General features: G+C 69.9%; 30 protein-coding genes and 1 riboswitch. Of the genes, 16 read left to right on the plus strand and 14 right to left on the minus strand.

All coding sequences use genetic code 11. The features are described 5' to 3' along the window. Nucleotides 1-6 precede the first annotated feature (6 nt). Together dtd and AC1HIL_RS00345 are read right to left on the minus strand one after the other, a co-directional pair. A complete protein-coding gene (gene dtd / locus AC1HIL_RS00340; protein WP_479670893.1) occupies nucleotides 7-447 on the minus strand; it encodes a D-aminoacyl-tRNA deacylase in 441 nt (146 codons plus the stop codon). After that, entirely contained in the window at nucleotides 444-1,373 is a 930-nt protein-coding gene (locus tag AC1HIL_RS00345; protein WP_296727648.1) for a cation diffusion facilitator family transporter, read from the minus strand. Before AC1HIL_RS00345 ends, dtd begins: the two co-directional genes overlap by 4 nt. 147 nt (nucleotides 1,374-1,520) lie before the next feature. Here AC1HIL_RS00345 and AC1HIL_RS00350 point away from each other — a divergent pair, with 147 nt between their 5' ends. Then, entirely contained in the window at nucleotides 1,521-2,036 is a 516-nt protein-coding gene (locus tag AC1HIL_RS00350) for a FecR family protein (RefSeq protein ID WP_261211573.1), read from the plus strand. Then, nucleotides 2,033-2,665 (plus strand): OmpA family protein, encoded by a 633-nt coding sequence (locus AC1HIL_RS00355; protein ID WP_479670894.1) that lies wholly within the window; start codon nucleotides 2,033-2,035, stop codon nucleotides 2,663-2,665. The genes AC1HIL_RS00350 and AC1HIL_RS00355 overlap by 4 nt, the downstream gene beginning before the upstream one ends. Nucleotides 2,666-2,728: 63 nt before the next feature. Here AC1HIL_RS00355 and tyrS read toward each other — a convergent pair whose 3' ends face one another. Next, complete coding sequence (gene tyrS / locus AC1HIL_RS00360; protein ID WP_057590763.1) at nucleotides 2,729-3,961, minus strand: tyrosine--tRNA ligase; 1,233 nt, start codon at nucleotides 3,959-3,961, stop codon at nucleotides 2,729-2,731. Between the two features lie 158 nt (nucleotides 3,962-4,119). On the opposite strand from tyrS, the gene AC1HIL_RS00365 reads away from it, so the two are divergent. Next, the gene (locus AC1HIL_RS00365) at nucleotides 4,120-5,469 is read left to right on the plus strand and encodes a M23 family metallopeptidase (RefSeq protein WP_057590762.1); all 1,350 of its coding nucleotides are present in this window, start codon (nucleotides 4,120-4,122) and stop codon (nucleotides 5,467-5,469) included. A gap of 62 nt (nucleotides 5,470-5,531) precedes the next feature. Then, a complete protein-coding gene (locus tag AC1HIL_RS00370) occupies nucleotides 5,532-6,662 on the plus strand; it encodes an anhydro-N-acetylmuramic acid kinase (protein WP_261211576.1) in 1,131 nt (376 codons plus the stop codon). A 1-nt stretch (nucleotide 6,663) separates the two neighbouring features. Here AC1HIL_RS00370 and mdtD read toward each other — a convergent pair whose 3' ends face one another. The 6 genes from mdtD to AC1HIL_RS00400 form a co-directional block, all read right to left on the minus strand. Continuing rightward, the gene (gene mdtD / locus AC1HIL_RS00375) at nucleotides 6,664-8,106 is read right to left on the minus strand and encodes a multidrug transporter subunit MdtD (protein ID WP_296727629.1); all 1,443 of its coding nucleotides are present in this window, start codon (nucleotides 8,104-8,106) and stop codon (nucleotides 6,664-6,666) included. Between the two features lie 87 nt (nucleotides 8,107-8,193). Then, nucleotides 8,194-8,559 (minus strand): iron-sulfur cluster insertion protein ErpA, encoded by a 366-nt coding sequence (gene erpA, locus AC1HIL_RS00380; protein ID WP_007827949.1) that lies wholly within the window; start codon nucleotides 8,557-8,559, stop codon nucleotides 8,194-8,196. 203 nt (nucleotides 8,560-8,762) lie between these two features. Beyond that, entirely contained in the window at nucleotides 8,763-9,155 is a 393-nt protein-coding gene (gene rpsI / locus AC1HIL_RS00385) for a 30S ribosomal protein S9 (RefSeq protein WP_057590759.1), read from the minus strand. Nucleotides 9,156-9,167: 12 nt separating this feature from the next. Then, on the minus strand, nucleotides 9,168-9,596 hold the full coding sequence (rplM, locus tag AC1HIL_RS00390) for a 50S ribosomal protein L13 (RefSeq protein WP_057590758.1): 429 nt from the start codon (nucleotides 9,594-9,596) through the stop codon (nucleotides 9,168-9,170). Between the two features lie 203 nt (nucleotides 9,597-9,799). Beyond that, on the minus strand, nucleotides 9,800-11,023 hold the full coding sequence (locus tag AC1HIL_RS00395; protein WP_261211584.1) for a S1C family serine protease: 1,224 nt from the start codon (nucleotides 11,021-11,023) through the stop codon (nucleotides 9,800-9,802). After that, on the minus strand, nucleotides 11,020-11,610 hold the full coding sequence (locus tag AC1HIL_RS00400; protein WP_261211585.1) for a hypothetical protein: 591 nt from the start codon (nucleotides 11,608-11,610) through the stop codon (nucleotides 11,020-11,022). The genes AC1HIL_RS00395 and AC1HIL_RS00400 overlap by 4 nt, the downstream gene beginning before the upstream one ends. 167 nt (nucleotides 11,611-11,777) lie before the next feature. On the opposite strand from AC1HIL_RS00400, the gene AC1HIL_RS00405 reads away from it, so the two are divergent. Then, a complete protein-coding gene (locus tag AC1HIL_RS00405; RefSeq protein ID WP_479670895.1) occupies nucleotides 11,778-12,728 on the plus strand; it encodes a 23S rRNA (adenine(2030)-N(6))-methyltransferase RlmJ in 951 nt (316 codons plus the stop codon). A 5-nt stretch (nucleotides 12,729-12,733) separates the two neighbouring features. Here AC1HIL_RS00405 and AC1HIL_RS00410 read toward each other — a convergent pair whose 3' ends face one another. The 4 genes from AC1HIL_RS00410 to ahcY form a co-directional block, all read right to left on the minus strand. Then, complete coding sequence (locus tag AC1HIL_RS00410) at nucleotides 12,734-13,369, minus strand: septal ring lytic transglycosylase RlpA family protein (RefSeq protein ID WP_261211588.1); 636 nt, start codon at nucleotides 13,367-13,369, stop codon at nucleotides 12,734-12,736. An 86-nt stretch (nucleotides 13,370-13,455) separates the two neighbouring features. Next, entirely contained in the window at nucleotides 13,456-14,280 is an 825-nt protein-coding gene (gene metF / locus AC1HIL_RS00415) for a methylenetetrahydrofolate reductase [NAD(P)H] (protein WP_479670896.1), read from the minus strand. Nucleotides 14,281-14,290: 10 nt separating this feature from the next. After that, nucleotides 14,291-15,079, minus strand: coding sequence for a TlyA family RNA methyltransferase (locus tag AC1HIL_RS00420; RefSeq protein ID WP_479670897.1), 789 nt, complete (start codon nucleotides 15,077-15,079; stop codon nucleotides 14,291-14,293). A 9-nt stretch (nucleotides 15,080-15,088) separates the two neighbouring features. Then, entirely contained in the window at nucleotides 15,089-16,528 is a 1,440-nt protein-coding gene (gene ahcY, locus AC1HIL_RS00425; protein WP_057590754.1) for an adenosylhomocysteinase, read from the minus strand. Between the two features lie 70 nt (nucleotides 16,529-16,598). Further along, a riboswitch (S-adenosyl-L-homocysteine riboswitch) is annotated at nucleotides 16,599-16,666 on the minus strand. A 155-nt stretch (nucleotides 16,667-16,821) separates the two neighbouring features. Here ahcY and AC1HIL_RS00430 point away from each other — a divergent pair. From AC1HIL_RS00430 to AC1HIL_RS00450, 5 genes are all read left to right on the plus strand, one after another. Beyond that, nucleotides 16,822-17,490, plus strand: coding sequence for a hypothetical protein (locus AC1HIL_RS00430; protein ID WP_261211591.1), 669 nt, complete (start codon nucleotides 16,822-16,824; stop codon nucleotides 17,488-17,490). Nucleotides 17,491-17,688: 198 nt separating this feature from the next. Then, the gene (gene phaP, locus AC1HIL_RS00435) at nucleotides 17,689-18,183 is read left to right on the plus strand and encodes a TIGR01841 family phasin (protein ID WP_057590752.1); all 495 of its coding nucleotides are present in this window, start codon (nucleotides 17,689-17,691) and stop codon (nucleotides 18,181-18,183) included. Nucleotides 18,184-18,248: 65 nt separating this feature from the next. Beyond that, nucleotides 18,249-18,668, plus strand: a complete 420-nt coding sequence (locus AC1HIL_RS00440) for a hypothetical protein (protein WP_057590751.1) — start codon at nucleotides 18,249-18,251, stop codon at nucleotides 18,666-18,668. Further along, complete coding sequence (locus AC1HIL_RS00445; protein WP_261211595.1) at nucleotides 18,665-19,741, plus strand: alpha/beta fold hydrolase; 1,077 nt, start codon at nucleotides 18,665-18,667, stop codon at nucleotides 19,739-19,741. The genes AC1HIL_RS00440 and AC1HIL_RS00445 overlap by 4 nt, the downstream gene beginning before the upstream one ends. Then, nucleotides 19,738-20,355, plus strand: coding sequence for a GNAT family N-acetyltransferase (locus AC1HIL_RS00450; RefSeq protein WP_261211597.1), 618 nt, complete (start codon nucleotides 19,738-19,740; stop codon nucleotides 20,353-20,355). The genes AC1HIL_RS00445 and AC1HIL_RS00450 overlap by 4 nt, the downstream gene beginning before the upstream one ends. Here AC1HIL_RS00450 and AC1HIL_RS00455 read toward each other — a convergent pair. Beyond that, the gene (locus AC1HIL_RS00455) at nucleotides 20,331-21,266 is read right to left on the minus strand and encodes an alpha/beta fold hydrolase (protein WP_479670898.1); all 936 of its coding nucleotides are present in this window, start codon (nucleotides 21,264-21,266) and stop codon (nucleotides 20,331-20,333) included. The two genes, AC1HIL_RS00450 and AC1HIL_RS00455, sit on opposite strands and share 25 nt — an antisense overlap. Between AC1HIL_RS00455 and pqqA the strand changes: the two genes are divergently transcribed. The 6 genes from pqqA to AC1HIL_RS00485 all read left to right on the plus strand — a co-directional run bounded on the left by pqqA (nucleotide 21,252) and on the right by AC1HIL_RS00485 (nucleotide 26,504). After that, a complete protein-coding gene (gene pqqA / locus AC1HIL_RS00460) occupies nucleotides 21,252-21,554 on the plus strand; it encodes a pyrroloquinoline quinone precursor peptide PqqA (RefSeq protein ID WP_479670899.1) in 303 nt (100 codons plus the stop codon). The genes AC1HIL_RS00455 and pqqA overlap by 15 nt on opposite strands. Before the next feature lie 97 nt (nucleotides 21,555-21,651). Beyond that, entirely contained in the window at nucleotides 21,652-22,572 is a 921-nt protein-coding gene (pqqB, locus tag AC1HIL_RS00465; RefSeq protein WP_261211601.1) for a pyrroloquinoline quinone biosynthesis protein PqqB, read from the plus strand. Continuing rightward, a complete protein-coding gene (pqqC, locus tag AC1HIL_RS00470) occupies nucleotides 22,493-23,371 on the plus strand; it encodes a pyrroloquinoline-quinone synthase PqqC (RefSeq protein ID WP_479670900.1) in 879 nt (292 codons plus the stop codon). Before pqqB ends, pqqC begins: the two co-directional genes overlap by 80 nt. Continuing rightward, nucleotides 23,368-23,643: a pyrroloquinoline quinone biosynthesis peptide chaperone PqqD gene (gene pqqD / locus AC1HIL_RS00475; protein ID WP_057590745.1), complete on the plus strand. Its 276-nt coding sequence runs from the start codon at nucleotides 23,368-23,370 to the stop codon at nucleotides 23,641-23,643. Before pqqC ends, pqqD begins: the two co-directional genes overlap by 4 nt. Before the next feature lie 5 nt (nucleotides 23,644-23,648). Continuing rightward, a complete protein-coding gene (pqqE, locus tag AC1HIL_RS00480; protein WP_479670901.1) occupies nucleotides 23,649-24,797 on the plus strand; it encodes a pyrroloquinoline quinone biosynthesis protein PqqE in 1,149 nt (382 codons plus the stop codon). A gap of 78 nt (nucleotides 24,798-24,875) precedes the next feature. After that, the gene (locus AC1HIL_RS00485) at nucleotides 24,876-26,504 is read left to right on the plus strand and encodes a peptide chain release factor 3 (protein WP_261211605.1); all 1,629 of its coding nucleotides are present in this window, start codon (nucleotides 24,876-24,878) and stop codon (nucleotides 26,502-26,504) included. Nucleotides 26,505-26,527: the final 23 nt, after the last annotated feature.

The following is a 26,527-nucleotide window of genomic DNA, read 5'->3' on the forward strand; positions in this document are numbered from 1 at the left end:
CCGCCCTCAGCTCATCTGCAGCGGAATCGTGACCGGCCCGTCGTTGAGCAGGTGCACCTGCATGTCGGCGCCGAACTCGCCCGTGGCCACCACGGGGTGCGCGGAGCGCGCCTGGGCGACGAAGTGGTCGTAGAGCCGGCGGCCCTCGTCGGGCGGCGCCGCGAGCGTGAAGCTCGGGCGGTTGCCGCCGCTCACGTCGGCCGCGAGCGTGAACTGGCTCACCACCAGCAGGCCGCCGCCGATGTCCTGCACGCTGCGGTTCATCTTGCCGGCCGCGTCGGAAAAGATGCGCAGCTTGAGCATCTTGGCGAGCATGCGGTCGGCCGCGGCATCGGTGTCGCCGCGCTCGGCGCACAGCAGCACGAGCAGCCCGGCGCCGATCTCGCCGACGGTGCGGCCCGCGATGTCGACGCGTGCCTGCGCCACGCGCTGGAGCACTGCTTTCATGGATGGGATTCCTCGAGGGTGTCTGACGGAAGCCGGGTGGCGCGGGCTTCCATGCCCAGCGGCAGCAGCTGGATGGTCACGCGCAGGCCGGGCACGGCGTCCATCAGGGCCTGCTCGAGCGCATCGCGCAGGGCGGCGGCGCGCTCCAGGGTCCAGTCGCCGGGCACGTGCATGTGCAGGTCGGCGAAGCGGCGCTGGCCAGCGCTGCGCGTGAAGATGTCGTCGAAGCGCAGCCGGTCGCCCTCGGGCACGCCGGCGGCGAAACGCTCGAGCGTGGCGCGCAGCAGTGCCTGGGTCTCGGGCTCGAGCGCCTGGTCCATCAGGCCCTGCGAGGAGCGCCAGACCAGCCTGGCGCCCTCGCGCGCGATGTTCAGCGCCACGCCGATGGCCAGGAGCGGATCGAGCCAGAGCCAGCCGGTGAAATGCACCGCGACGATGCCCACCAGCACCGCGGCCGAGGTCCAGACGTCGGCCATCAGGTGGCGCGCGTCGGCCTCCAGCGCGATCGAACGGCGGGCCTGGGCGGCGCGGAACAGCAGCCACGCGAGCCCGGCGTTCAGGCCCGAGCTGACGATCGACAGCGCGAGGCCCCAGCCGAGCTGCTCGAGCGGCTGCGGCGCCAGCAGCCGCTGCACCGAGACCCAGAAGATGGCGACGGCCGCGCCCACGATCAGGATGCCCTCGAAGCCCGAGGAGAAGTACTCGGCCTTGTGGTGGCCATAGGGATGGCCCTCGTCGGCCGGGCGCTCCGCGATCGTCACCATGGCCAGCGCGAAGGTGGCGCTCGCCAGGTTGACGAAGGACTCCATCGCGTCCGAGATCAAGCCCATCGAATGGGTGATGTAGCCCGCGAGGCTCTTGAGCACGATCGTGACCAGCGCCACCGCGATGGAGGCCCGCAACAAGGTCTTGGGTGTGAGATTCATGCGAACGCGCAGGGTGATGACGGCGACAGGCGACAGGAAAAACGGTAAAAGGCCGCAGTTAGCCGCCGAATTATCATGTTCGTGTCCAGGTGTAACGCCTTCGCATTAATAATTGTGTCCGCCCCGAAACAGTTCGCGGAAAACCCGATGATGCACAAGAAATTCCTCCTGCCCCTGCTGGGCTGCGCGCTGCTCGGCGCCGCGGCGATTTCGCAGGCGCAGACCGCCCCGTCCACGCCCGCGGCCCCCGCCGCCGCTCCCGCCACGGCGGCCCCCGAGCGCCAGGCCGGCTTCGTGAAGTCGGTGCGCGGCGACGTCAAGCTGCTGAGCGCCGCCGCCGCCGCGCGCAATGCCGTGCCCGGCGACGCCCTGGCCTCGGTCGACCGGATCGTGACCGGCCCCGACTCCTCGGCCGCGGTCGTGCTGCGCGACGACACCACGCTGGTGGTCGGCCCCTCCTCGCGGCTCGACCTCAAGCAGTTCCACTTCGACGCCACCACCCATGAAGGCGGGCTGCTGGTTTCGCTGCTGCGCGGCTCGATGCGCATGATCACCGGCCTGATCGGCAAGACCAACCCCGACGCGGTGCGCGTCGAGACGCAGACGGCGACCATCGGCATCCGCGGCACCGACTTCATCGTCCAGACCGACGGCCAGCCATGATGCGTTCCGGTTCCAGCCCCCTCTTTTTCTCCCGCCTGCGCTTCCTCGGCGCCGCGCTGCTGGTTGCACTGCTCGCGGCCTGTTCCTCGCCCGCCACCCGCGTGGTGCTGCTGCCGCAGGCCGACGGCACCGCCTCGGCGGTGGTGGTGCGCGCCAAGGACGGCGAGGAGGTGCTCTCGCGGCCCTACCAGCGCGCCACGGCCAAACAGGGCGCCTCGGGCGCGCCGGTGGTCGACGCCGCCGATCCGGCCAAGGTGCAGGCCGAGAACAAGCCGCTGTTCGAGATGCGCCCGCCGCCGTCGCAGCGCTACACCGTGTACTTCGAGCTCGGCACCATCACGCTGACGGCTGCCTCGCAGAAGATCATGGAAGAGGCGCTGGCGGCCGCCCAGGCGCGCCCCGGCGGCGACATCGTCGTGGTCGGCCACACCGACACCAAGGGCACGCTGCAGAACAACGACGCGCTCTCGCTGCGCCGCGCGCAGGAAGTGGCCCAGCTCTTCATCGAGCGCCGCTTCCCGGCCAACCGCATCGAGGCCGCGGGCCGCGGCGAACGCGAACTGGCGGTGCCGACGGCCGACGAGGTCGACGAGCCGCGCAACCGGCGCGTGACGATCGAAGTGCGCTGAGGCACGCCCCTCGAGCAAAAAAGGCCGGGATCGACCCGGCCTTTTTCTTTGGGAGCGCCCGGCTCAGGACAAGGTCACGCGCGCGAACTTGCGCTTGCCGACCTGCACCACGTAGCTGCCGGCCGGCAGCTTGAGACCCTTGTCGCTGACCACCGCGCCATCGATGCGCACGCCGCCGCCGTCGATCAGGCGGTTGCCCTCGCCGGACGACGCCGCGAGGTTGGCCTGCTTGAGCAGCTGGCCGATGCCCAGCGGGGCGCCCGCCAGCGCCACTTCGGCGATCTCGTCGGGCACGCCGCCCTTGCTGCGGTTGATGAAGTCCTGCTCGGCCGTGTCGGCCGCCGCCGGACTGTGGAAGCGCGCCGTGATCTCCTTGGCGAGCGCGACCTTGGCGTCCTTCGGGTTGCGCCCGGCCTCGATCTCGGCCTTGAGCGCGGCGATCTCCTCGAGCGAGCGGAAGCTCAGCAGGGTGTACCAGCGCCACATCAGGTCGTCGGAGATCGACAGCACCTTGGCGTACATGGTGTTGGCGTCTTCGCTGATGCCGATGTAGTTGTTCTTGCTCTTGGACATCTTCTCGACGCCATCGAGCCCTTCCAGCAGCGGCATAGTGAGTATGCACTGCGGTTCCTGGCCGTATTCCTGCTGCAGGTGCCGGCCCACGAGCAGGTTGAACTTCTGGTCGGTGCCGCCGAGCTCGAGGTCGCTCTTGAGCGCCACCGAGTCGTAGCCCTGCATCAGCGGGTAGAGGAACTCGTGCACCGAGATCGACTGGCCGGCCTTGAAGCGCTTGTTGAAGTCGTCGCGCTCCATCATGCGGGCCACCGTGTACTTGGCGGCCAGCTGGATCATGCCGCGCGCGCCCAGCGGGTCGCTCCACTCGGAGTTGTAGCGGATCTCGGTCTTCTCGGGATCGAGCACCAGGCTGGCCTGCTTGTAGTAGGTCTGGGCGTTGGCCTCGATCTGCTCGCGCGTGAGCGGCGGGCGCGTGCTGTTGCGGCCCGAGGGGTCGCCGATGGTGGTGGTGAAGTCGCCGATCAGGAAGATCACGCGGTGCCCCAGGTCCTGGAGCTGGCGCATCTTGTTGAGCACCACCGTGTGGCCGATGTGGATGTCGGGCGCCGTCGGATCCAGGCCCAGCTTGATGCGCAGCGGCGTTCCGGTGGCTTCGGAGCGCTGCAGCTTGCGCACCCACTCGTCCTGGGGGAGCAGCTCGTCAGCCCCGCGGAGGGAAATTTCAAGCGCGCGTCCTACACTATTTGAAAGGGCCACGGATGTAACAGATTCGGCGTTCATGGGCTTTTTTTGGCTGACTTTTGGAGTGCGGAAGCTATACTCGCCCGACTTTTTCAAGCGCCGGATTCTAAGCGGCGCTTTTTCCGCACCGTCCCGCCGCCCTGACCGCTCTGGGCTTTGCAGACGGATCTGCAGAAACCTGAGCTGGAATTCATAGTTTGATCAACGGCATTCTTGCCGCCGAGGAGCTTCTCGCTTCTCGCGTGGCCTATACGTTCCGGACCTACCCCAAGCAGATCACCGCGGTCATCGCGGCGGCGCTGCTGAGCGCCGGAACCCTCGCCGTGGCTTCGCTCGGACCCGATGCCTCGGACCTCCCGGTCCACCAGGTGCTCGAAGCCACCTCCGCCCCCCTGTCGTTCGCCGAACAGGCGACGTCGCTCGAGGATTTCAGCTTCACGCTGTTCCGCACCGACGTCACCCGCTCGAGCGACACCGCCGAGGCGCTGCTCAAGCGCCTGGGCATCTCCGATCCGGCCGCCAGCGCCTTCGTGCGCGGCAGCGGCGAGGCCCGCACCGCGCTGTTCGCGCGCGCCGGCCGCACCGTGACCGCCGAGGCCACGCAGGACAACCAGCTCAAGAAGCTCAGCGCGCGCTGGATTCCCGACGGCGACGGCGGCTTCAAGCGCTTCGTGGTCGAACGCACGCCCGTGGGCTTCGTGGCCCTGACCGAGCGCGACACCCTCACGCCGGGCGCCCGCCTGGCCAGCGGCACCATCCGCAGCTCGCTGTTCGCCGCCACCGACGAGGCGCGCATCCCCGATGCCGTCGCCAGCCAGCTGGCCGACATCTTCGCGGGCGACGTCGACGTGCGCCAGCTGCGCAAGGGCGACCGCTTCGCCGTGGTCTACGAGACCTTCGAGGCCGACGGCCAGGCGCTGCGCAGCGGCCGCGTGCTCTCGGCCGAGTTCGAGAACAACGGCAAGGTGCACCAGGCCGTGTGGTTCCAGCCGCCGGGCGCGGGCCAGAAGGGCAGCTACTACCGCCCGAACGGCGACAGCCTGCGCAAGGCCTACCTGGCGACGCCGGTGGAATTCACGCGCGTGTCGAGCGGCTTCGCGATGCGCATGCATCCGATCCTCAACAGCTGGCGCCAGCACAACGGCATCGACTACGCGGCGCCCACCGGAACCGCCGTGCGCACGGTCGGCGACGGCACGGTCGACTTCGCCGGCACGCAGAACGGCTACGGCAACATCGTCATCATCAACCACCGCAACAACCAGCAGACGGCCTATGCGCACCTGAGCCGCATCGACGTCAAGGCCGGCCAGAGCGTGAGCCAGGGCCAGACCGTCGGCGCCGTGGGCTCCACGGGCTGGGCCACCGGTCCGCACCTGCACTTCGAATTCCGGGTCAACGGCGTCTACCAGAACCCGACCTCGATCGCGCAGGAAGGCGGCGCCCCGATCACCGCGGCGATGCGCCCGGCCTTCGAACGCATCGCCGTCGGCGCGCGCACCGAGCTGGCCGCCGCGTTCTCGGTGGTCCAGGCCAGCGCGGACTGAGCGCCGCGCTTCCAGATAGACAGATGAAGCGCCGGAGCCATTCCGGCGGTTTCCCCAGCCCCATGGCCACCGGCGACCTCTACATCGGACTGATGTCGGGCACCTCGCTCGATGGCGTGGACGGCGTGCTCGCCGACTTCTCCGACGGCGGGATCGCGGTCACCGGCTACGCCAGCGCCACCTTCCCGGTCGGCCTGCGCGGCGAGCTGATGGCCCTCAACACCCCGGGCGACAACGAACTGCATCGCGCGGCGCTCGCCGGCAACGGGCTGGCTCGCGTCTACGCGGGCGTGGTCCGGCAACTGCTGGCCGATGCCGGCCTCGAGCCCGGCGCGGTGCGCGCCGTCGGCGTGCATGGCCAGACCGTGCGCCACCGGCCCGGCGAATTCGACGAGGTCGGCTACACGCTGCAGCTCAACAACCCTTCGCTGCTGGCCGAGCTCTGCGGCATCGACGTGGTGGCCGACTTCCGAAGCCGCGACCTCGCGGCCGGCGGCCAGGGCGCCCCGCTGGTGCCGGCCTTCCACCGGGCGCTGTTCGCCGGACCCGGCGAGCCGATCGCGGTGCTGAACCTCGGCGGCATCTCGAACCTGAGCCTGCTGCCGGCCAGCGATGCACCCGAGGGCGCGGTGGTGCTGGGCTTCGACTGCGGCCCGGGCAACGCGCTGATGGACCACTGGTGCCAGCGCTACCACGGCCAGCCCTTCGACCTCGACGGCCAGTGGGCCGCGAGCGGCCAGGTGCTGCCCGAGCTGCTCGCGCGGCTGCAGGGCGAGCCCTTCTTCGCCAAGGCCCCGCCCAAGAGCACCGGGCGCGACCTGTTCAATCCCGAATGGCTGGCCGCCCACGTGGGCACCGGCGCGGCCGATGCGCCGGTCGACGTGCAGGCCACGCTCGCAGAGCTGACCGCCAGCACCTGCGCCGCCGACCTGCTGCGCTACGGAAAAGAGAGCAAGCTGCTGATCGTCTGCGGCGGCGGTGCGCTCAACGGCCACCTGCTGTCGCGGCTGCGCGCCCTGCTGCCGGGCATCGCCGTGGTGGCCTCGAACGAACGCGGCCTGCCGCCGCAGCAGGTGGAGGCGGCCGCCTTCGCCTGGCTGGCGCGCGCCACGGTGCGGCGCGAGAGCGGCAACCTCGCCAGCGTGACCGGCGCCCGCGGCGCCCGCGTGCTGGGCGCGATCTACCCGGCCTGACTCAGCCCTGGCCCGAGACCTCGGGCTGCGCGGGCCGCGATGCCCGCACTTCCGCCGGCAGATGCCAGAAGATGAGCGCCGAAGCCACCGTGATCAGGCCCATGCTGGCGAAGGTCGCCTGGAAGGCATCGAGCGTGCGCACCGCGGTGTCGGTGCCGAACACGCCGTTGTAGCCCGCGAGCACCGCGCCCGCGGCGGCCACGCCCATGCTCATCGCGAGCATCTGCACCATCGACAGCAGGCTGTTGCCGCTGCTGGCCATGCTGCCGTCGAGGTCCTTGAGCGTGATGGTGTTCATCGCGGTGAACTGCAGCGAATTGACCGCGCCGAAGAACAGCAGCTGCAGCACATGCAGCGCGAAGGGCTGGCCCGGCGCCGTGAGGCCGAAGCTGGCCATCGCGAGCCCCACCAGCACCGTGTTGACCACCAGCACCTTGCGGTAGCCGTGGCGCGTGATCAACGGCGTGGCGAAGCGCTTCATCGCCATGCCGGCCAGCGCCACCGGCAGCATCATCAGGCCCGCGCGCAGCGGCGAATAGCCCATCGACACCTGCAGCAGCAGCGGCACCAGGAAGGGCATGCAGCTGCTGCCCAGGCGCGAGAACAGGTTGCCGAGCAGGCCGATGCTCAGGGTCGGCACCTTGAACAGCGAGGGCGCGAACAGCGGCTCGGGCGTGCGCGCCGCGCGCAGCCAGTAGGCCACCACGCTCGCGAAGCCGAAGACCAGCACCACCATCACCCCGCCCTGGCGCAGGCCCAGCTCGGCCACGCCGTCGAGCGAGAGCGAGATCGTCACCATGCCGAAGGCCAGCAGGCCGTAGCCCACGGCGTCGAAGCGCCGCAGCGCGGCGCCGCGCAGGTCGGGCATGAAGCGCAGGGTGGCGATGCAGCCGGCCAGGCCCACCGGCACGTTGATCAGGAAGATCCAGTGCCACGAGGCGTACTGCACCAGCCAGCCGCCCAGCGTGGGCCCGAGCAGCGGGCCGATCAGGCCCGGAATCGCCACGAAGCTCATCGCCTGCAGGAATTCGCCGCGCGGCACGGTGCGCAGCAGCGCCAGCCGTCCCACCGGCAGCAGCAGAGCGCCGCCGAGCCCCTGCACCACGCGCGCGGCCACCAGTTGCCCCAGCCCGTGCGAGAGCGCGCACAGCACCGAGCCCAGCGCGAACAGCACGATGGCCGCGAAGAACACGCGCCGCGTGCCGAAGCGGTCGGCGATCCAGCCCGAGGCGGGAATCAGCATCGCCATGGTCAGCGCATAGGCCACCACCACCGACTGCATGCGCAGCGGGCTCTCGCCGAGGCTGGCCGCCATCGCCGGCAGCGCCGTGTTGATGATGGTGGCGTCCAGCGTCTGCATGAAGAAGCCCACCGCCACGAGCCACAGCAGGCTCTTGCGGGCGGGGGCGACGGCGGTGTTGGCTACGGCGGTGTCGGGCGGCATGGGCGGGAATGGAGGCGCAAAGCAAAAAGCCGCCCGGAGGCGGCTTCGTGGGGGACGGTGCGCTGCGGGCAGGCACCATCGGTAGGATCAGGCCGAGAAGCTGGAGCCGCAGCCGCAGGTGCTGGTGGCGTTCGGGTTCTTGATCACGAACTGGGCGCCCTGCAGGTCTTCCTTATAGTCGATCTCGGCGCCGACCAGGTACTGGTAGCTCATGGCATCGATCAGCAGCGACACGCCGTTCTTGGTCATGGTCGTGTCGTCTTCGTTGGTGATCTCGTCGAAGGTGAAGCCGTACTGGAAGCCCGAGCAGCCGCCGCCCTGGACGAACACGCGCAGCTTGAGGTCGGGATTGCCTTCTTCGGCGATCAGGTCGGCCACCTTGGCGGCCGCACTGTCGGTGAAGACGATCGGTTCGGGCATCTGGGTCTGGATGTTTTCGGCAACGGCGCTCATGAGGGAATACTCCTGGAGAGGGGGCCGGAACATGCGGCCAAGGGAAGGAATGCTACTGCAATGCGGGCCTCGGGGCCGGGACCGCGGGCGGTGCACCCAATGCAAGTGGGGTCGCAGCCACGCGAGGGCAAGGCCGGGCCGGGAAGCAGGCCCCATGAAAAAACCGCCCGAAGGCGGTTTTCTCGGCAGGCGAAGGCTGGAGATCAGCGCTTCGAGAACTGCTTGCGGCGGCGTGCGGAGTGCAGACCGACCTTCTTACGCTCGACTTCGCGCGCGTCGCGGGTGACGAAGCCAGCCTGGCTCAGCACCGGCTTCAGGGCCGCGTCGTAGTCGATCAGCGCACGGGTGATGCCGTGGCGGGTCGCGCCGGCCTGGCCCGATTCGCCGCCGCCGTGCACGTTCACCATGACGTCGAAGGTTTCGAGGTTGTTCGTCAGCGCCAGCGGCTGCTTGGCGATCATGATCGAGGTTTCGCGGCCGAAGAACGCTTGGATGTCCTTGCCGTTGACCGTGATCTTGCCGGTGCCCTTCTTCAGGAACACGCGAGCGACGCTGGATTTGCGACGGCCGGTGCCGTTGTTCCATTCACCAATCATTCTCAAGGCTCCTTACAGTTCCAGCACTTTGGGCTGTTGGGCGGTGTGCGGATGCTCTGCACCGCCGTACACCTTGAGTTTCTTGATCATGGCGTAGCCGAGCGGACCCTTGGGCAGCATGCCCTTGACGGCCTTCTCCAGCGCGCGGCCGGGGTGCTTCGACTGCATGTCGCGGAAGTTCGTCGCCGTGATGCCGCCCGGGTAGCCCGAGTGACGGTAGTACACCTTGTCGATGGACTTGGCGCCGGTGACGCGCAGCTGGGCTGCATTGATGATGACGATGAAGTCACCGGTATCGACGTGAGGCGTATAAATGGCCTTGTGCTTGCCGCGCAGACGGAGGGCAACTTCGCTGGCTACCCGTCCGAGGACCTTGTCGGTCGCGTCAATCACAAACCACTCGTGCTTCACGTCAGCGGGTTTTGCGCTGAACGTGGTCATGAGATTTCTCTTTTCGAAAGAGGGTTTGGCGGGCCCTTTTCCACGGTCGGTTTTCCTCTGGTGGGAATCTCTTAGGTGGTGAAATGTCTTCGCCGCGGGGCCACAAAAACGCTGCGAAGCCCGCGATTATACGAAGAATCGAGGTTGGCGGGCAATTTTCCGGATCGCCGCGGCCTCGAGCCCCCGAAACGCCCGCTCCGGGCTCAGCGCCAGACCCGCACCAGCTCCAGCGTCTCGCGCGTCATGCCGAGGTAGGCGCGGCGGTATTCGGCCTCGAAACGGACCACCCGGCCCATGTCGGGCGCATAGGAGGCCGTCGCCTTGAAGGGCAGCGCCTGCGCGGGTCCGGTGCCCACCAGCGCGAACATCCAGCCCTCGTAGGCGATCTGCTGCACATTCAGCGCCTCGCCGTCGACGGTCATGCGGCTCGTGCCGATCACCGTGGCATCGAGCTCGTAGCGTGCCTTCTCCCCGCTGGAGGCCGAGGTGTACTCGCTGCGCCAGCGCATGCCCGGCGTCATCGCGGGACGAGTCCAGCCTCCGGGCGGCGAGGCGGCGTCGAACAGCCCGCCGGCCGGCGAGGTCGCCGACACCAGTTGGCCATCGGCCTTCTCGACCCGCCCGCCCTGGTTGAAATAGACGTTCTCGCCCTCGATCCGGTCGACCCGATAGCGCACCGGCGTCCGCACGCCCGTGAGGCCGTCGATCAGCACGTATTCGAACACCTCGCCGAGCCGTGGCGCCCCCGGACGGCCGGCTGCGGGCGCGCCGCGGCCGTTGCCGTCGGCGCCGCTGGTGCGTGCTTCCAGCGCGGTCTTCGCGCGCGCCGGCAGCTCGGCCAGCCATTCCGCCGGCACTGCGAAATTCAGGCTGCCGCCGTCCTTGGCGGCAAAGGTCGTGATACCCAGCAGCCGGCCTTCGCTGTCGAACAGCCCGCCGCCGCTCGAGCCCGGTGCGATGGCCGCGGTGGTCTGCAGCAGGCGCTCGCCCTCTTCGCCGCGCAGGCCCGACAGGATGCCGTCGCTGAGCGTGTTCTCAAGGCCGCGCGGATTGCCGATGGCATAGACGCGCTGGCCCACGCGCGCGCTGCCCGCGGGCGCCAGCGCCACCGGCGGCGCGGTGAAGTTCGCCACCTTGACCTGGCACAGGTCGCGCTGCGGATCGGGGTACTCGAGAGTGGCGCCGTAGGCCACGTTCTCCTGGCGCACGACGAAGCTGCTGGCCTTGGCCAGCACGTGGCAGTTGGTCACGAGCCGGCCGGGCGCGATCACGACCGCGCTGCCGGCGCTGAGCGGCCGGGACTGGGCGTCGAAGGTGCGGATGGCCCAGACGCTGCCCGACACCTTGGCGAACAGCACGTCGGGCTCGAGCGCCGCGGCGGGGCCGGCGGCCAGCAGTGCCGCCAGGCAGAGAACGCGAGTCCTCATGGCTTGGCGGGAAGCAGCGCGCCGAGATCGTCCATCGAAACGCGCGCGCCGACGGCGCGCGGCGCCGGTGGCGGCACGGCGGCCACCGGCGGTGTCGGTGCAGGCGCGGGTGCGGGCGCGACCTGGGGCGGTGGCGTCACCGCGATGGCCGTGGGCGGCGGCGGCACGACGGAGGGCGCCGCCAGCTTGGTCTCGCCGATGCGGGTGCCCGCCAGCGCCTGGTCGCCGGTCTGGCCGCTGCGGTCGAAGCTGCGCACCTCGCCGAACACCAGCTGCATCCAGCTCGGGTAGTTGAAACCGGCGCCGGTGCCCGAATCGATGGCCGCGCCCAGCACGCCGCCGATCAGGATGTTGCCCACCATGCCCGTGTTGACGCGCGAAATCGCCTGCCCCGTGGCCGGCGCCAGGCCCGGCTGCGTGCATTCGATGTTCAGCAGCGCGCCCGAACGGCGCACCGAGACGCTTTCGCCCGAGCGCATCACGATACCGTTGCGGTCGTTCGTGAGCGTGCATTTGGCACCCTCGACGGTCTTTCCGGCCTCCGTCAGCGTCTCGATCTTCACGCTCTGCTGGGTGCCGTGCGTCACCGACGCACACCCCGTCAAAATGGACAAAACGCCCGCACCCACGCACAGGCCCCAGAATCTCCACCCTGCTCCACGCATTGGCGTCCCTCTTGTTAATTAATGTTTCCGGCGCGCGAGTCTAGCGATCCCGCCGGATGCATGCCTCCACCTTTTAGGTATTTCTTCTCATGTTCAGCTACCGCCACGCCTTCCATGCCGGCAATCACGCCGACGTGCTCAAGCACCTGGTGCTGATCGCCACGCTCGATCACATGCTCGAAAAGGAGACCGCCCTGACGGTGGTCGACACCCACGCGGGCGCGGGCCTGTACCGGCTCGATGGCGATTACGCGGGCACCAGCGGCGAGGCCGCCGAGGGCGTGCTGCGCCTGGTCGCCGACCCCAAGGCCACGCCCGCGCCGACTCCCGCGGCGGGCGCCCCCGCCAGGAAGGCCGCCCAGGAAGCCGAGGCCCCGCTGGCCGACGCGCTCGCGCGCTACCTCGAGGTGATCCACGACTTCAATGCCAAGGGCGGCGCCCGCGTCTACCCCGGCTCGCCGTTCATCGTGCAGCACCTGCTGCGCGACCACGACCGGCTCAAGCTGTTCGAGCTGCATCCCACCGACAGCCGCACGCTCACGGCCAACATCGCGCAGCTCGAGGCCGGCCGCCAGATCGCCGTGCTGCACGAGGACGGCTTCGGCAGCGCCACCAAGTTCCTGCCGCCGCCCTCGCGGCGCGCGCTGGTGCTGATGGACCCGAGCTACGAGCTCAAGACCGACTACGGCCGGGTGCTCGACTTCATGGCCGAGGCGCTCAAGCGCTTCGCCACCGGCACCTACGCGGTCTGGTATCCGATCATTCCGCGGCCCGAGGCGCACGACCTGCCGCGCCGGCTCAAGACCATGGCCACCAAGGCCGGCAAGTCCTCGCTCAACGTCACGCTGACGGTCAAGTCGAGCAAGATCACGACCGCGCCCAGCGGCGAAACGCGCCGCCCGGGCCTGCCGGCCAGCGGCATGTTCCTGATCAATCCACCCTACACGCTCAAGCCGCTGCTCGAAGCGGCGCTGCCGCAGCTGGTGCAGAAGCTGGGGCAGGACCGCAACGCGGGCTTCACGATCGACGCCGCGGGCTGATCCGCTCAGCGCCGCCGTGCCGGCGCGCGGCGTACCGGCGCCTTGCGCGTTGCCGCGGGCCGGGCCTGCGGCGGCCGCACCGGCGCCACCTCGAGCGACGGCGCGTCGGCCTCGCCCGGCTCCGCGAGCTCGCCGTCGCAACGCATGCCCTCGCGGTCGATGACGGTCAGCGCCACCTGCTTGATGCCCAGGCTCGCGAGCCCGATGCGGTCGGCCGCGGCGCGGCTCAGGTCGATCACGCGGCCCTGGGTGTAGGGGCCGCGGTCGTTCACGCGCACCAGCACTTCCTTGCCGTTGACGAGGCTGCGCACGCACACGCGCGTGTTGAAGGGCAGGGTCTTGTGCGCGGCCGTCAGGGCGCCCATGTCGAAGCGCTCGCCGCTGGCGGTGCGGCGCTGGTGGAACTGGATGCCGTACCAGGAGGCGCCGCCGCGCTCGAACACCTCCCCGCGCGGCTCGTCGCCCGGCAGGCCGTCGGCGGGAAGTTCATCGGGGCCGGTCACCGCGAGGTCGTAGCGCACCGAGGGCACGTTCGAACGCGGCTCGGCGCCGGGTGGCACGGTCATCTGGCGCGGGATCGGCGACAGGCTCTCCTGCGCCACGGTGTCCGGCGCCGCGCCGCCCTCGGTCGCCGGCGGCATGGCGCAGCCAGCGAGCGCGCAGGTGCAGGCCACGAGCGCGGCGCGAAGCGCCCCGCGCAGCGAGCCAGGCGCCCGCGCCGCCCCTCTCAATCCAGGCGCTCCAGGACAGCCAGCGTGGCCGCCGACTGGTTCATCGTGTAGAAGTGCAGCGCCGGCACGCCGCCCTCGCGCAGCCGCGCGCACAGGTCGGTCACGACATCGAGGCCGAAGGCCTTGATCGAGGCCGTGTCGTCGCCGAAGGCCTGCAGCCGCAGCCGGATCCAGCGCGGGATCTCGGCACCGCAGGCGTCCGAGAAACGCATCAGCTGCGTCGAGCTGGTGATCGGCATGATGCCGGGCACGATCGGCGTGTCGATGCCGAGCGCGCGCGCCTCGTCGACGAAGCGGAAGTAGGCGTCGGCGCTGAAGAAGTACTGCGTGATCGCCGAATCGGCGCCGGCCTTCACCTTGGCCGCGAAGGCCTGCAGGTCGGCCTCGGGCGAACGCGCCTGCGGATGCACCTCGGGATAGCAGGCCACCTCGATGTGGAAGTCGCGGCCGGTCTCCGCGCGGATGAAGGCCACGAGGTCGCTCGCGTACTGGAACTCGCCGCCCGCGCCGTAGCCGCTGGGCAGGTCGCCGCGCAGCGCCACCAGGCGCTTCACGCCCATGGCCTTGAGCTCGGCGAGCTGCGCGCGCACCGTCTTGCGCGTGGCGCCGATGCACGAGAAATGGCTGGCCGCGTCCACGCCCTCGGACAGGATCTCCTGCACCGCGCCGAAGGTGCCCTGGTGGGTGGAGCCGCCCGCACCGTAGGTGACCGAGCAGAACTCGGGCTTGCGCGCATAGAGCTGCTGGCGCGCCGCGCGCAGCTTGACCGCGCCTTCGGGCGTCTTGGTCGGGAAGAATTCGAAACTCAGCGGAAGGCGCACCTGCGTCTCCTTAGGAACCGCCCGCGCCCGTCGCGCGCACGGCGTGAATGAAAAACTCGCGGTTGCCGTCGCCGCCGGCGATCGGGCTGTCGAACCAGCGCAGCACGCGCAGCTCGAGCGCGGCGCAGGCATCGCGCAGGCGCTTCTCGACGATCTCGTACATCGCCGCGTCGCGCACGATGCCGCCCTTGCCGACCTGGCCCGGCTGCAGTTCGAACTGCGGCTTGACCAGCATCAGCAGTTGCCCGTCGTCCGCGAGGAACTGCACCACGGCCGGCAACACCAGCGTGAGCGAGATGAAGGACAGGTCGCCGACGATCAGGTCGAAGCGCTCGGCGAAGGGCTCCTCGCCCTCTTCCCGCAGGTCGTCGGCCGAGAGCGCGCGCGCATTGACGCCTTCGATGGCGACCACGCGCTCGTCCTCGCGCAGCTTCGCATGCAGCTGCCCGTGGCCGACGTCGACGCCCACCACCCGGGCGGCGCCGCGCTGCAGCAGGCAGTCGGTGAAGCCGCCGGTCGACTGGCCCACGTCGAGGCACAGCTTGCCGGCGGCATCGACGCCGCTGGCCTCGAGCGCGCCTTCGAGCTTGAGCCCGCCGCGCGAGACATAGCGCGCCTCGGCCGCGTCGTCGAGCTCGAGCTCGGCCGACTCGGGCACCTCGTCGCGGTTCTTCGCGACCGAACGCCACGCATCGGTCGAGCCCGCATCGCGCCAGCGCATGCCGCCGGCGATGAGCCGCACGGCCTGCGAGCGCGAGGCGGCGAGGCCGCGTTCCACCAGCAACTGGTCGGCTCGCATGCGCCGCGATCAGTAGCGGTAGGTGTCCGGCTTGTAGGGGCCGTTCTTGCTCACGCCGATGTAGGCGGCCTGGGCGTCGGTCAGCTCGGTGAGCATGGCGCCGACCTTCTTCAGGTGCAGGCGCGCGACCTTCTCGTCGAGGTGCTTGGGCAGCACGTAGACCTTGCCGGCCTGGTAGGCGTCGGGCTTGGTGAACAGCTCGATCTGCGCGATGGTCTGGTTCGCGAACGACGAGGACATCACGAAGCTCGGGTGGCCCGTGCCGCAGCCCAGGTTCACCAGGCGGCCCTTGGCCAGCAGGATGATCTTCTTGCCGTCGGGGAAGGTGATGTGGTCGACCTGCGGCTTGATCTCTTCCCATTCGTACTTCTCGATCGACGCGACGTCGATCTCGTTGTCGAAGTGGCCGATGTTGCAGACGATGGCCTGGTCCTTCATGGCGGCCATGTGCTCGTGGCGGATCACGTCCTTGTTGCCGGTGGTCGTCACGAAGATGTCGGCCTTGTCGGCCGCGTACTCCATCGTCACGACCTTGTAGCCTTCCATCGCGGCCTGCAGCGCGTTGATCGGGTCGATCTCGGTGACCCACACCTGCGCCGACAGCGCGCGCAGCGCCTGGGCCGAGCCCTTGCCCACGTCGCCGTAGCCGGCCACGCAGGCCACCTTGCCGGCGATCATCACGTCGGTCGCGCGCTTGATGCCGTCGACCAGCGATTCGCGGCAACCGTAGAGGTTGTCGAACTTGCTCTTGGTGACCGAGTCGTTGACGTTGATGGCGCGGAACAGCAGCGTGCCCTTGGCGCTCATCTCGTTGAGGCGGTGCACCCCGGTGGTCGTCTCTTCGGTCACGCCGATGATCTCGGCCGACTTGCGCGTGTACCAGGTGGCATCGACGGCCAGCTTGGCCTTGATCGCGGCGAAGAGAATGCGCTCCTCCTCGCTGCCCGGGTTGGCGATCACGCCCAGGTCCTTCTCGGCGCGCTGGCCCAGGTGCATCAGCAGCGTGGCATCGCCGCCGTCGTCGAGGATCATGTTGGGGCCTTCGCCCTTCGAGTCCTTGGGACCGAAATCGAAGATGGCGTGGGTGTAGTCCCAGTAGTCCTTGAGCGACTCGCCCTTGATCGCGAACACCGGCGTGCCCGACGCGGCGATCGCGGCGGCCGCGTGGTCCTGCGTCGAGAAGATGTTGCACGAGGCCCAGCGCACCTGCGCGCCGAGGGCCTGCAGCGTCTCGATCAGCACCGCGGTCTGGATCGTCATGTGCAGCGAGCCGGTGATGCGCGCGCCCTTGAGCGGCTGGCTCTTGGCGAATTCCTCGCGGATGGCCATCAGGCCGGGCATCTCGGTTTCGGCGATGCGGATTTCCTTGCGGCCCCAGGCGGCGAGCGAAAGGTCGGCGATCGCCTGGTCGGCGGACGAAACAGGGGTGGGCTTGAGAACAGCGCTCATGTGAAGTGAACTCCAGAACTGTGTTTGAACGAGGCCACTGCGATCGGGGGAAAAGACTCACCGCGAGAACAGCGGATGAGCGTGGTTGCGATGGGTCCGAGCCTCACGCCTGGCGGCGCTGCAACGCTCCTCGGAAGCGGCGGATTGTAGACGTGCCGGACACGGGCGCCAACGGCCGGGGCTTCCCACATCACGGAACGCGCGGAGGCGCCGGCACCCCGCGTCATGCAGGGCTCAGAGTCGGGGCGTACAACGCGGCTTGCCTTCTTTTCCTTTTCAGCGAAAGCCCTCCGATGCCCTCATCCCGCCTGTCCGCGCCCCCGTCCCCCACCGCGCGCCGTGCGCTCTGCACGGCGGCCCTGCTCGGCCTCGCCACCTTGCCGGGCCTGTCCCTCGCACAGCAGGCTTCGGCCACGCAACCGGTGGTGCGCGTGCGCGGCACGCTGGTCTACGCCGATGCGAAGAAGCTCGTCGTCAAGGACCGCGACGGCGAGGTCGTGAGCCTCGCGCGGCCCGCGGACATGCCGCTGTCGGAGGTCTACCGCATCAAGCTGTCCGACATCAGGAAGGGCAGCTTCGTCGGCACCGCCGCGATGCCGCAGCCCGACGGCACCCAGAAGGCGCTCGAGGTGCTGGTGTTCCCCGAGGCCGCGCGCGGCAGCGGCGAGGGCCACTATCCGTGGGACCTGCAGCCGCGGAGCACCATGACCAACGCGACCGTGGCCGACCTCGCGGCCGCGCCGCGCTCGGTGCGCGGCGGACAGCAGCTGCGCCTGACCTACAAGGGCGGCGAGAAGACCGTGATCGTGCCGCGCGACGTGCCGGTCGTGACCTTCCGCCCCGGCACCGAGGCGCTGCTGGTGCCGGGCGCCAAGGTGCTGGTCAATGCGCAGGAGCGCAACGGCACGCCGACCGCGCTGCGCGTGGTGGCCGGGCGCGACGGCTTCACGCCGCCGATGTAAGCCGTTGCCGCTACCCGGCGACACCGCATCGATCGCCGGCGCCGCGGCGCACACCATCCCTTCGGGAAATCCCCCAGGCAAATCCGCGGCCGCGACCGCCGCGGCAGGGTCGCCGCGGCGTATCGTGGCGGCGGACCGCGCGCGTGCGCGGCCGGTCCCGCCACCATCTTGTCCAACGTCCTCAGGAGATTCCGCACCATGGCCACTGCCAAGAAAGCCGCCGCCAAGAAGACCACTGCCAGCAGCAGCGGAAGCGCCGCGAAAAAGGCGACTCCGAGCGCGGCCGACATGCTCAACCCGCTCAAGGGCATGGCCGAGCGGCTGCAGAACCTCAACATGACCGACGGCGCGAGCAAGCTGCTCGACAGCGGCCGCAAGGACCTGCAGGCGCTGATGCAGGCCAACGAGAAGTCGTTCCAGGGCCTGCAGACCGTGGTGCAGCGCCAGACCGAGATGATCAAGAGCGCGATCACCGACTGGCAGGCCGCCGCCAAGGACATCCCCGGCAAGGACCCGAAGGAAAGCCTCGCCAAGCTTGACGCGCTCGGCCGCCAGTCGTTCCAGCGCGCGGTCGACGACATCAAGGAGCTCGCCAACCTCGCGGCCAAGTCGCAGGCCGATGCCTTCGAGGTGGTGCGCCAGCGCATCCAGTCGAACGTCGACGAGGTCACGAAGATGCTGCAGCGCAAGTAGCGCGCGGCCCAGGCACCGCGCCGGCGCACGGCGCGGCCTCCCGACGACGAACCCGGTGTGCGGCCATGACCCAGTCCTCCTCTCCCCTCGACCCCATGGCGATCTGGCGCGAGCTCAGCGCGCAATGGGAAAAGAGCACCAACGCGTTCGCCAACGAGGCCATGGCCTCCGATCCGTTCCGGCAGGGCATGCACGGCGGCATGAATGCCTCGCTGGGCGCGCAGAAGGCGCTGGCCGACCTGATGGCGCGGCTGCTCACGATGCTGAACCTGCCCACGCGCGCCGACCTGCAGGCGCTGTCCGAGCAGCTGCAGCACATCGACGACCATCTGGCGCGGATCGCGCGACAGCTCGAGGAGGGCGGTACGGCGCCGCAACCGCGGCCCGCGGCACCGCGGCGCACGAAACAGCCACCCTCGATGGCGGCCGCGCCGCCAGCACCCGCGAAGAAGGCCCCGGCCCGCACCCGCCGCCCGCGCCCATGAGCACGCCCGCCGCCGAGCTGCCGGTGCTGCCCGACCTGCGCGCCGAGATCGAGCGCACCATCCAGCGCAACATCAAGGGCCTGGAGTTCCTGACCAGCGCCACGCCCGCGGTCGGGCTCACGCCCAAGGACGAGATCCACCGCCGCGGCACGCTGAGCCTCTACCACTACCGGCCGATGGTCGACGAGATCTACCGCGTGCCGGTGCTGATCGTGATGGCCACCACCAACAAGGGCTACATCCTCGACCTCGCGCCGGGCCAGAGCATGGTCGAGCACCTGCTCAAGCAGGGCTACGACGTCTACATGATGGACTGGAATGCGCCGCGGCCGCAGGAGAAGCGGCTGCGCATCGAGGACTACGTGCTCGACTTCATCCCCGACTCGATCCGCCGCGTGCAGCAGCGCTCGGGCGAGGAGGACGTGAGCATCGTCGGCTACTGCATGGGCGGCGTGCTCTCCACGCTCTATGCCGCGCTGCATCCCGGCGGGCCGCTGAAGAACCTCGCGCTGTTCACCACGCCGATCGACTTCAGCCGCATGACGATGTTCCATGCCTGGTCCGACCAGCGCTACTTCGACGTCGACCGGCTGGTCGACAGCGTGGGAAACGTGCCGCCCGAGATGCTGTTCGCCTCCTTCGACATGCTGCGCCCCGCGGGCCGCGGCGCGGGCCTGGTGCAGCTGTGGGACAACATGGCGAACGACGAGTTCGTCAAGTCCTACCGCATGTTCGACCGCTGGGGCGCCGAGATGCTGCCGCTGGCGGGAGAGTACTTCCGCCAGACCGTGAAGGAGCTGATGTGGGGCAACAAGCTGCTGAAAGGCGAGCTCTCGATCGGCGGGCGGCCGGTACGCCTCGCCGACATCGAGGTGCCGGTGCTGCATGCGCTCGCGCAGCACGACCACATCGTTCCCTATGAGGCGGGCGCGCCGCTGATCGCGGGCATCGGATCGGCGGACAAGGAGGAGGTGGTGCTCAAGGGCGGCCATGTGAGCCTGGCCGCGGGACCGAACGCGGTGCGCCGGCTGTGGCCGAAGCTCGACGAATGGCTGGGAGTGCGATCCACATGACGAATGCCGCAGACACCTCGACGAACCCGGGTTCGACCCGGCTCTATCCGCGCACGCTGCCGCATGCCGACGGCGAGATCGCGCTGCGCCGCATGGACGCCGCCGATGCCGGCGCGGTGCTGGCCTTCGCGCAGGCGCTGCCCGCGCACGACCTGCTGTTCCTGCCGCGCGACATCACGCAGCCCAAGGTGATGGACGCCTGGGTGCGGGCCATCGCGCGCGGCGACATCGACAGCGTGCTCGCGGTGCGCGACGACAAGGTGCTGGGCTGCGCAGCGGTGATCCGCGATCCGCATTCGTGGTCGCGCCACGTGGCCGAGCTGCGCGTGCTGGTCGAGCCTGCGCTGCGCGGCAGCGGCCTGGGCCAGCAGCTCGCGCAGGAGGGCTGCGCGCTCGCGATGGAACAGGGCCATGAGAAAGTGGTGGCGCAGATGACCGTGGACCAGCGCGGCGCGATCGCGGTGTTCCAGGCGCTGGGCTTCCGGCCCGAGGCGCTGCTGAGCAAGCACGTGAAGGACCGCGAGGGCCGCGCGCACGATCTCGTCGTGCTGTGCCAGGACGTCGCGCAGGTCGAGGCGCAGATGCGGGCCTACGGGGTGACCGAGGCGTTCTGAACGGGTGGGTCGAAGCGGCCTCGTGCCGCGAAGGCATCGAGCGCGCGCGCCATGCGTTGCGCCATCGCGGGATGGAAGGGATCGTGACCCGCGCCGGGCACGGTTTCGAAGCGGCTCGCGGGCAGCAGGCGCTGTACGGCTCGAGCGGCGGCCGGGCGACAGGTCCGGTCGAGTTCACCGTGCAGGAACAGCACCGGGTGGTCGCGCAGCGCGTCGAGCGCGCCCCACCTCACCGCGTCGCCGTCCGCGAGCCAGCAGCGGTGCGCGAGGTAGTGCGCCATCACCTTGTAGCGATCGATCGCGCGTTGCAGCGCATCGCCTTGCGGCTCGGGCGCGGCGCCGGACTGGCCGCCCTGCGCATGCTCCCAGGCCAGCCAGGCGAGCGTCGCGCGCGATTGCCTTGCGATGTCATCGCCCGCGAACACGCGACACAACGCGGGCAGCAACGGCGCGCCCCCGGCCAGCGAGACCGCGCCGGCCAGCCGCGACCCTGCTTCGGCATGGGTCGCGCGCGCGCCCTCGAAGCTCCAATGCAACTCCGATGCGCTCGGCACGAACAGTCCGCGCAGCAGCAGCCCGTCGACCGCTTCGGGATGGCGCGCCGCATAGGCCAGCGCCAGCGTCGCGCCCCACGAACCGCCGACCACCAGCCAGCGCTCGATGCCCAGGTGGTGCCGCAGTGCCTCGATGTCGGCGATCAGCAGCTCGGTGCGGTTGTGGCGCGTCTCGCCGCGCGGCGTGCTGCGTCCCGCGCCGCGCTGGTCGAAGGCGACCACGCGATAGCGCTGTGGATCGAAGCCGCGCGCGAGCGCCGGCGAGCCGCCCGAACCGGGCCCGCCATGCAGCACGAGCGCAGCGCGTCCGTCGGCTGCACCGGCGCTCTCCCAGTGCAGCCGATGGCCATCGCCCACGTCGAGTCGCCCCGCGCCATCGCATGTAGAACCAAGTACCTCCAGCATGCAGGCGATGCTACGCCGTCGGACCGCGCCCACGCCGCGACGGGTACTGCAACCACGCTGCGCACCCCCCTCAAACTGGGTATGCTGTCCGCGGAGCGCGCTTTCGCCGCTTCCGAAGGCGCCCATCGGCCTTCGCCTGCGAATGGAATTCCTCAAGGAGACTTCATGACCTGGACCACCCCTCAAGCCACCGACTTCCGCTTCGGCTTCGAGATCACGATGTACGTGGCGGCGCGCTGAGCGCCACGCCCTTTCCGGCACGGCCCGCTTCGGCGGTCCGTGCCGGTTTCGCTTTCCCCTCCCCCTTCTCTCTCGCCGCCGCGCGGCGCCGCACCGCATGCACATCCGCGTCCTGGGCGCCGCCGCCGGTGGCGGCTTTCCGCAGTGGAACTGCAATTGCGCGAACTGCGCCGGCCTGCGCGCGGGCACCGTGCGCGCCCGCGCGCGCACGCAGTCCTCGATCTGCGCCAAGGGCGACACGGGCGACGACTGGGTGCTGGTCAACGCCTCGCCCGACATCCTCGAACAGATCAAGGCCACGCCCGCGCTGCAGCCCGGACGCGGCCCGCGCGACACCGGCATCGCGGGCGTGGTGCTGGTCGACGGGCAGGTCGACCATTCGACCGGCCTCTACATGCTGCGCGAGCGCGGCGCGCCGCTGCCGCTGTGGTGCACCGGGCCGGTGTACGAAGACCTCACGCAGGGCAACCCGATCCTGCGCGTGCTCTCGCATTTCTGCGGCGTCGCGCACCACGAGCTGCCGCTCGACGGCCGCGGCTTCGAGGTGCCGGGCGTGAGCGGCCTGGCGCTGCGCGCGCTCGCGCTGGTCGGCAAGGCCGCGCCCTACTCGCCGCACCGCGAGCATCCCGTGCCCGGCGACAACATCGGCCTCACGCTGACCGACACCGCGAGCGGCCGCAGCGCCTTCTATGCGCCGGGCCTCGGCGCGCACAGCCCCGAGGTCGATGCCGCGATGCGCGCGGCCGACTGCGTGATGGTCGACGGCACCTTCTGGCGCGACGACGAGATGATCGCGCTGGGCTTCAGCCGCAAGACCGGCCGCAGCATCGGCCACCTGCCGCAGTCGGGACCGGGCGGCATGCTCGAATGGCTGGCCGACCTGCCCGCGCGCACGCGCAAGGTGCTGATCCACATCAACAACACCAACCCGATCCTCGATGAGGACTCGCCCGAGCGCGCCGAGCTCGACCGGCGCGGCATCGAGGTCGCCTTCGACGGCATGGAGGTCGTGCTCTGAGCACGACGAACGGACAGCCAGGACCCAGGAGCCCATCATCGCCCTCATCGACATCTCCCTCGCGCCGCCGCGCACGCCCAGCGGCGAGCCGGCCTGGAGCCACGCCGAGTTCGAGGCGCAGCTGCGCGCCAGGGGCAAGGCCTATCACATCCACCATCCGTTCAACCGCATGCTCAACGAGGGCCGCGCCACGCCCGCGCAGGTGCGCGGCTGGGCCGCGAACCGCTTCTACTACCAGATCGCGATTCCGGTGAAAGACGCGGCGATCCTCTCCAACTGCCCCGAGCGCGAGGTGCGGCGCGGCTGGGTGCAGCGCATCGTCGACCACGACGGCAGCGGCGACGATCCCGGCGGCATCGAGGCCTGGATCGGCCTCGGCGTCGCGACCGGCCTCGCGCGCGAGGAGATCGTCGACCTGCGCCACGTGACGCCCGCGATGCGCTTCGCGGTCGATGCCTACGTGAACTTCGCACGCCGCGCGCCCTGGCAGGAGGCCGTGTGCTCCTCGCTGACCGAGCTGTTCGCGCCCGAGATCCACAAGCAGCGGCTGGCCGGCTGGCCCGAGCACTATCCGTGGATCGAGCCCGGCGGCCTGGCCTACTTCCGCAACCGCGTGAGCCAGGCGCGACGCGACGTCGAGCAGGGCCTGGCGCTCACGCTCGAGCACTTCGCCACGCGCGCGCAGCAGGAGCGCGCGCTCGACATCCTGCAGTTCAAGCTCGACATCCTCTGGGCCATGAACGATGCGATGGCGCTGGCCTACGGCGTGACGCCGGCCGCCGAGGGAGGTGCCGCATGAGCGCGCCCACGCTCGACAGCCGGCCCGGCATCGCCGAGGGCTTTAGGCTGCAGTGGGAGCCCGCGCAGGACTGCCACGTGCTGCTCTACCCCGAGGGCATGGTCAAGCTCAACCAGAGCGCGGGCGAGATCCTCAAGCGCTGCGACGGCCAAAGCGACGTGCGCGCGATCGTGCTCGACCTCGAGGAATGCTTCGACACCACCGGCCTCGGCAAGGAGGTGCTGGCCTTCCTCGAGATCGCGCTCGCGCAGCGCTGGGTGGTGCTGAAGTGAACGCGATGGCGGCGCTGCCGGGTCCGCCGCTGTGGCTGCTGGCCGAGCTCACCTACCGCTGCCCGCTGCACTGCGCCTTCTGCTACAACCCGGTCGACTTCGCCGGCCATGCCGACGAGCTGCCCACCGAGGACTGGCTGCGCGTGCTGCGCGAGGCACGCGAACTGGGCGCGGTGCAGTGCGGCTTCTCGGGCGGCGAGCCGCTGCTGCGCGACGACCTCGAGGTGCTGGTGGCCGAGGCCCGGCGCCTGGGCTACTACACCAACCTGCTGACCTCGGGCGTGGGCCTGAGCGAGGCGCGCGCGGCGGCGCTCAAGGCCGCGGGCCTGGACCACGTGCAGCTCTCGTTCCAGGACTCCACGCGCGAGATGAACGACTTCCTCTCGCACACGAAGACCTTCGACCTCAAGCGGAAGGTGGCCGGCCTGATCAAGGCCAACGGCTGGCCGATGGTGCTCAACGTGGTGATCCACCGGCTCAACATCGACCACATCGACCGCATCGTGGAGATGGCCGAGGCCATGGGCGCCGAGTACCTCGAGCTCGCCAACACCCAGTACTACGCCTGGGCGCGCGAGAACCGCGCCCACCTGCTGCCCACGCGCGAGCAGATGCGCAAGGCCGAGGCCGCCACCGAAGCCTGGCGCCGCAAGCTCGACGGCCGCATGCGGATCTTCTTCGTGGCGCCCGACTACCACGAGGCCGCGCCCAAGAAATGCGTGAACGGCTGGGGCAGCATGTTCATGACCGTCGCGCCCGACGGCACCGCCCTGCCCTGCCACACGGCGCGCATGCTGCCGGGCCTCGCGTTCCCGAACCTGCGCGAGACCAGCGTGCGCAGCGCCTGGCGCGACTCGGAAGGCTTCAACCGCTACCGCGGCACCGGCTGGATGAAGGAACCCTGCAGCAGCTGCGAGCACAAGGAGCGCGACCTCGGCGGCTGCCGCTGCCAGGCCTACATGCTGGCGCACGACGCCGCGGCGGCCGACCCGGTGTGCGCCAAGAGCCCCGCGCACGGCGAGGTGCTGGAGGCCGTGCGCCGCGCCGACGCGGGCGAGCCGCCGGCGCAGCCGCTGGTGTTTCGCGATCCGAAGGCCTCGCGGCGCTTCGTCGCGGCCGACGACGCGCTGTCGCTGCCCCACGGGCACAACTGAAAGGCAGGGGTGCGGTCCGCGGGGTGACCTGCGACAATCGCCGGTTCGCCCGACCGACCCCTTCTACCTGGCCCTACCGTGTCTTTCGCCTCCGAAACCCGCCGCCGCCGCACCTTCGCGATCATTTCCCACCCCGACGCCGGCAAGACCACGCTGACCGAGAAGCTGCTGCTGTTCTCCGGCGCGATCCAGATCGCCGGCTCGGTGAAGGCGCGCAAGGCCTCGCGCCATGCGACCTCCGACTGGATGGAGATCGAGAAGCAGCGCGGCATCTCGGTGGCCTCGTCGGTGATGCAGATGCTGTACCGCGACCACGTGATCAACCTGCTCGACACGCCCGGCCACAAGGACTTCTCGGAAGACACCTACCGAGTGCTCACGGCGGTCGACTCGGCGCTGATGGTGATCGACGCGGCCAACGGCGTGGAAGCCCAGACGCGGCGCCTGATCGAGGTCTGCCGCCAGCGCGACACGCCGATCATCACCTTCGTCAACAAGATGGACCGCGAGGTGCGCGAGCCGCTCGACATCCTCGACGAGGTGGAGCGCGAGCTCGGCATGCCCTGCGTGCCGATGACCTGGCCCGTGGGCCAGGGCAAGAGCTTCCGCGGGATCATGAACCTGCGCACGCAGGCCATGACGGTGTTCGAGTCGGGCAGCGAACGCCTGCCGCAGGACTTCGAGACCATCCCCTTGAGCGAGCGCGACACCCTCGCCAAGCGCTTCGGCGCCGACTTCGAGACCGCGATGGAGAGCATGGAGCTCGCCACCGGCGCCTCGCCCACCTGGGACCGCGAGGCCTTCCTCGCGGGCAAGCAGACGCCGGTGTTCTTCGGCTCGGGCGTGAACAACTTCGGCGTGATGGAAGTGCTCGACGCGCTGGTCGACCTCGCGCCCTCGCCGCAGTCGCGCACCAGCACCACGCTGGTCAACCGCCAGCCGGTGACCAAGGAGATCCAGCCCGAGGACAAGGACTTCGCGGGCGTGGTCTTCAAGGTGCAGGCCAACATGGACGCCAACCACCGCGACCGCATCGCCTTCGTGCGCATGGCCTCGGGCAAGTACACGCCGGGCATGAAGCTCAAGGTGCAGCGCACCGCCAAGGAACTGCGCCCCACCAGCGTCGTGACCTTCATGAGCCAGCGCCGCGAGGCGGTCGAGGAAGCCTACGCGGGCGACATCGTGGGCTTCACCACCCATGGCGGCGTGCAGCTCGGCGACACCATCACCGACGGCGCGAGCCTGCAGTTCACCGGCCTGCCCTTCTTCGCGCCCGAGCTGTTCATGACCGTGATCCTCAAGAACCCGCTGCGCACCAAGCAGCTGCAGCAGGGCCTGGCGCAGCTCGGCGAGGAGGGCGCGATCCAGGTGTTCCGCCCCGAGATCGGCGGCCCGATGCTGCTGGGCGCGGTCGGCCAGCTGCAGTTCGAAGTGGTGCAGCACCGGCTGAAGGCCGAGTACGACGCCGACGTGCGGCTCGAGGGCTGCCAGTACACCGGCGCGCGCTGGATCACGGCCGACACGCCGGCCGAGCTGCGCGAGTTCGTCAACGCCTATCCGCAGCGCATGGCCAAGGACGCGGCCGACACGCTGGCCTTCCTGTGCACCTCGCCGTACGACGTGCGGCTGGCGCAGGAACGCTTCCCGAAGATCCATTTCCACCCGCTGCGCGAACACGCGGGGCTGGCGCTGCAGAGCGCGGGCTGAGCAGGCAGGCTGCCGGGGTTCGC

It is taken from the genome of Variovorax sp. ISS6 (assembly GCF_056523145.1).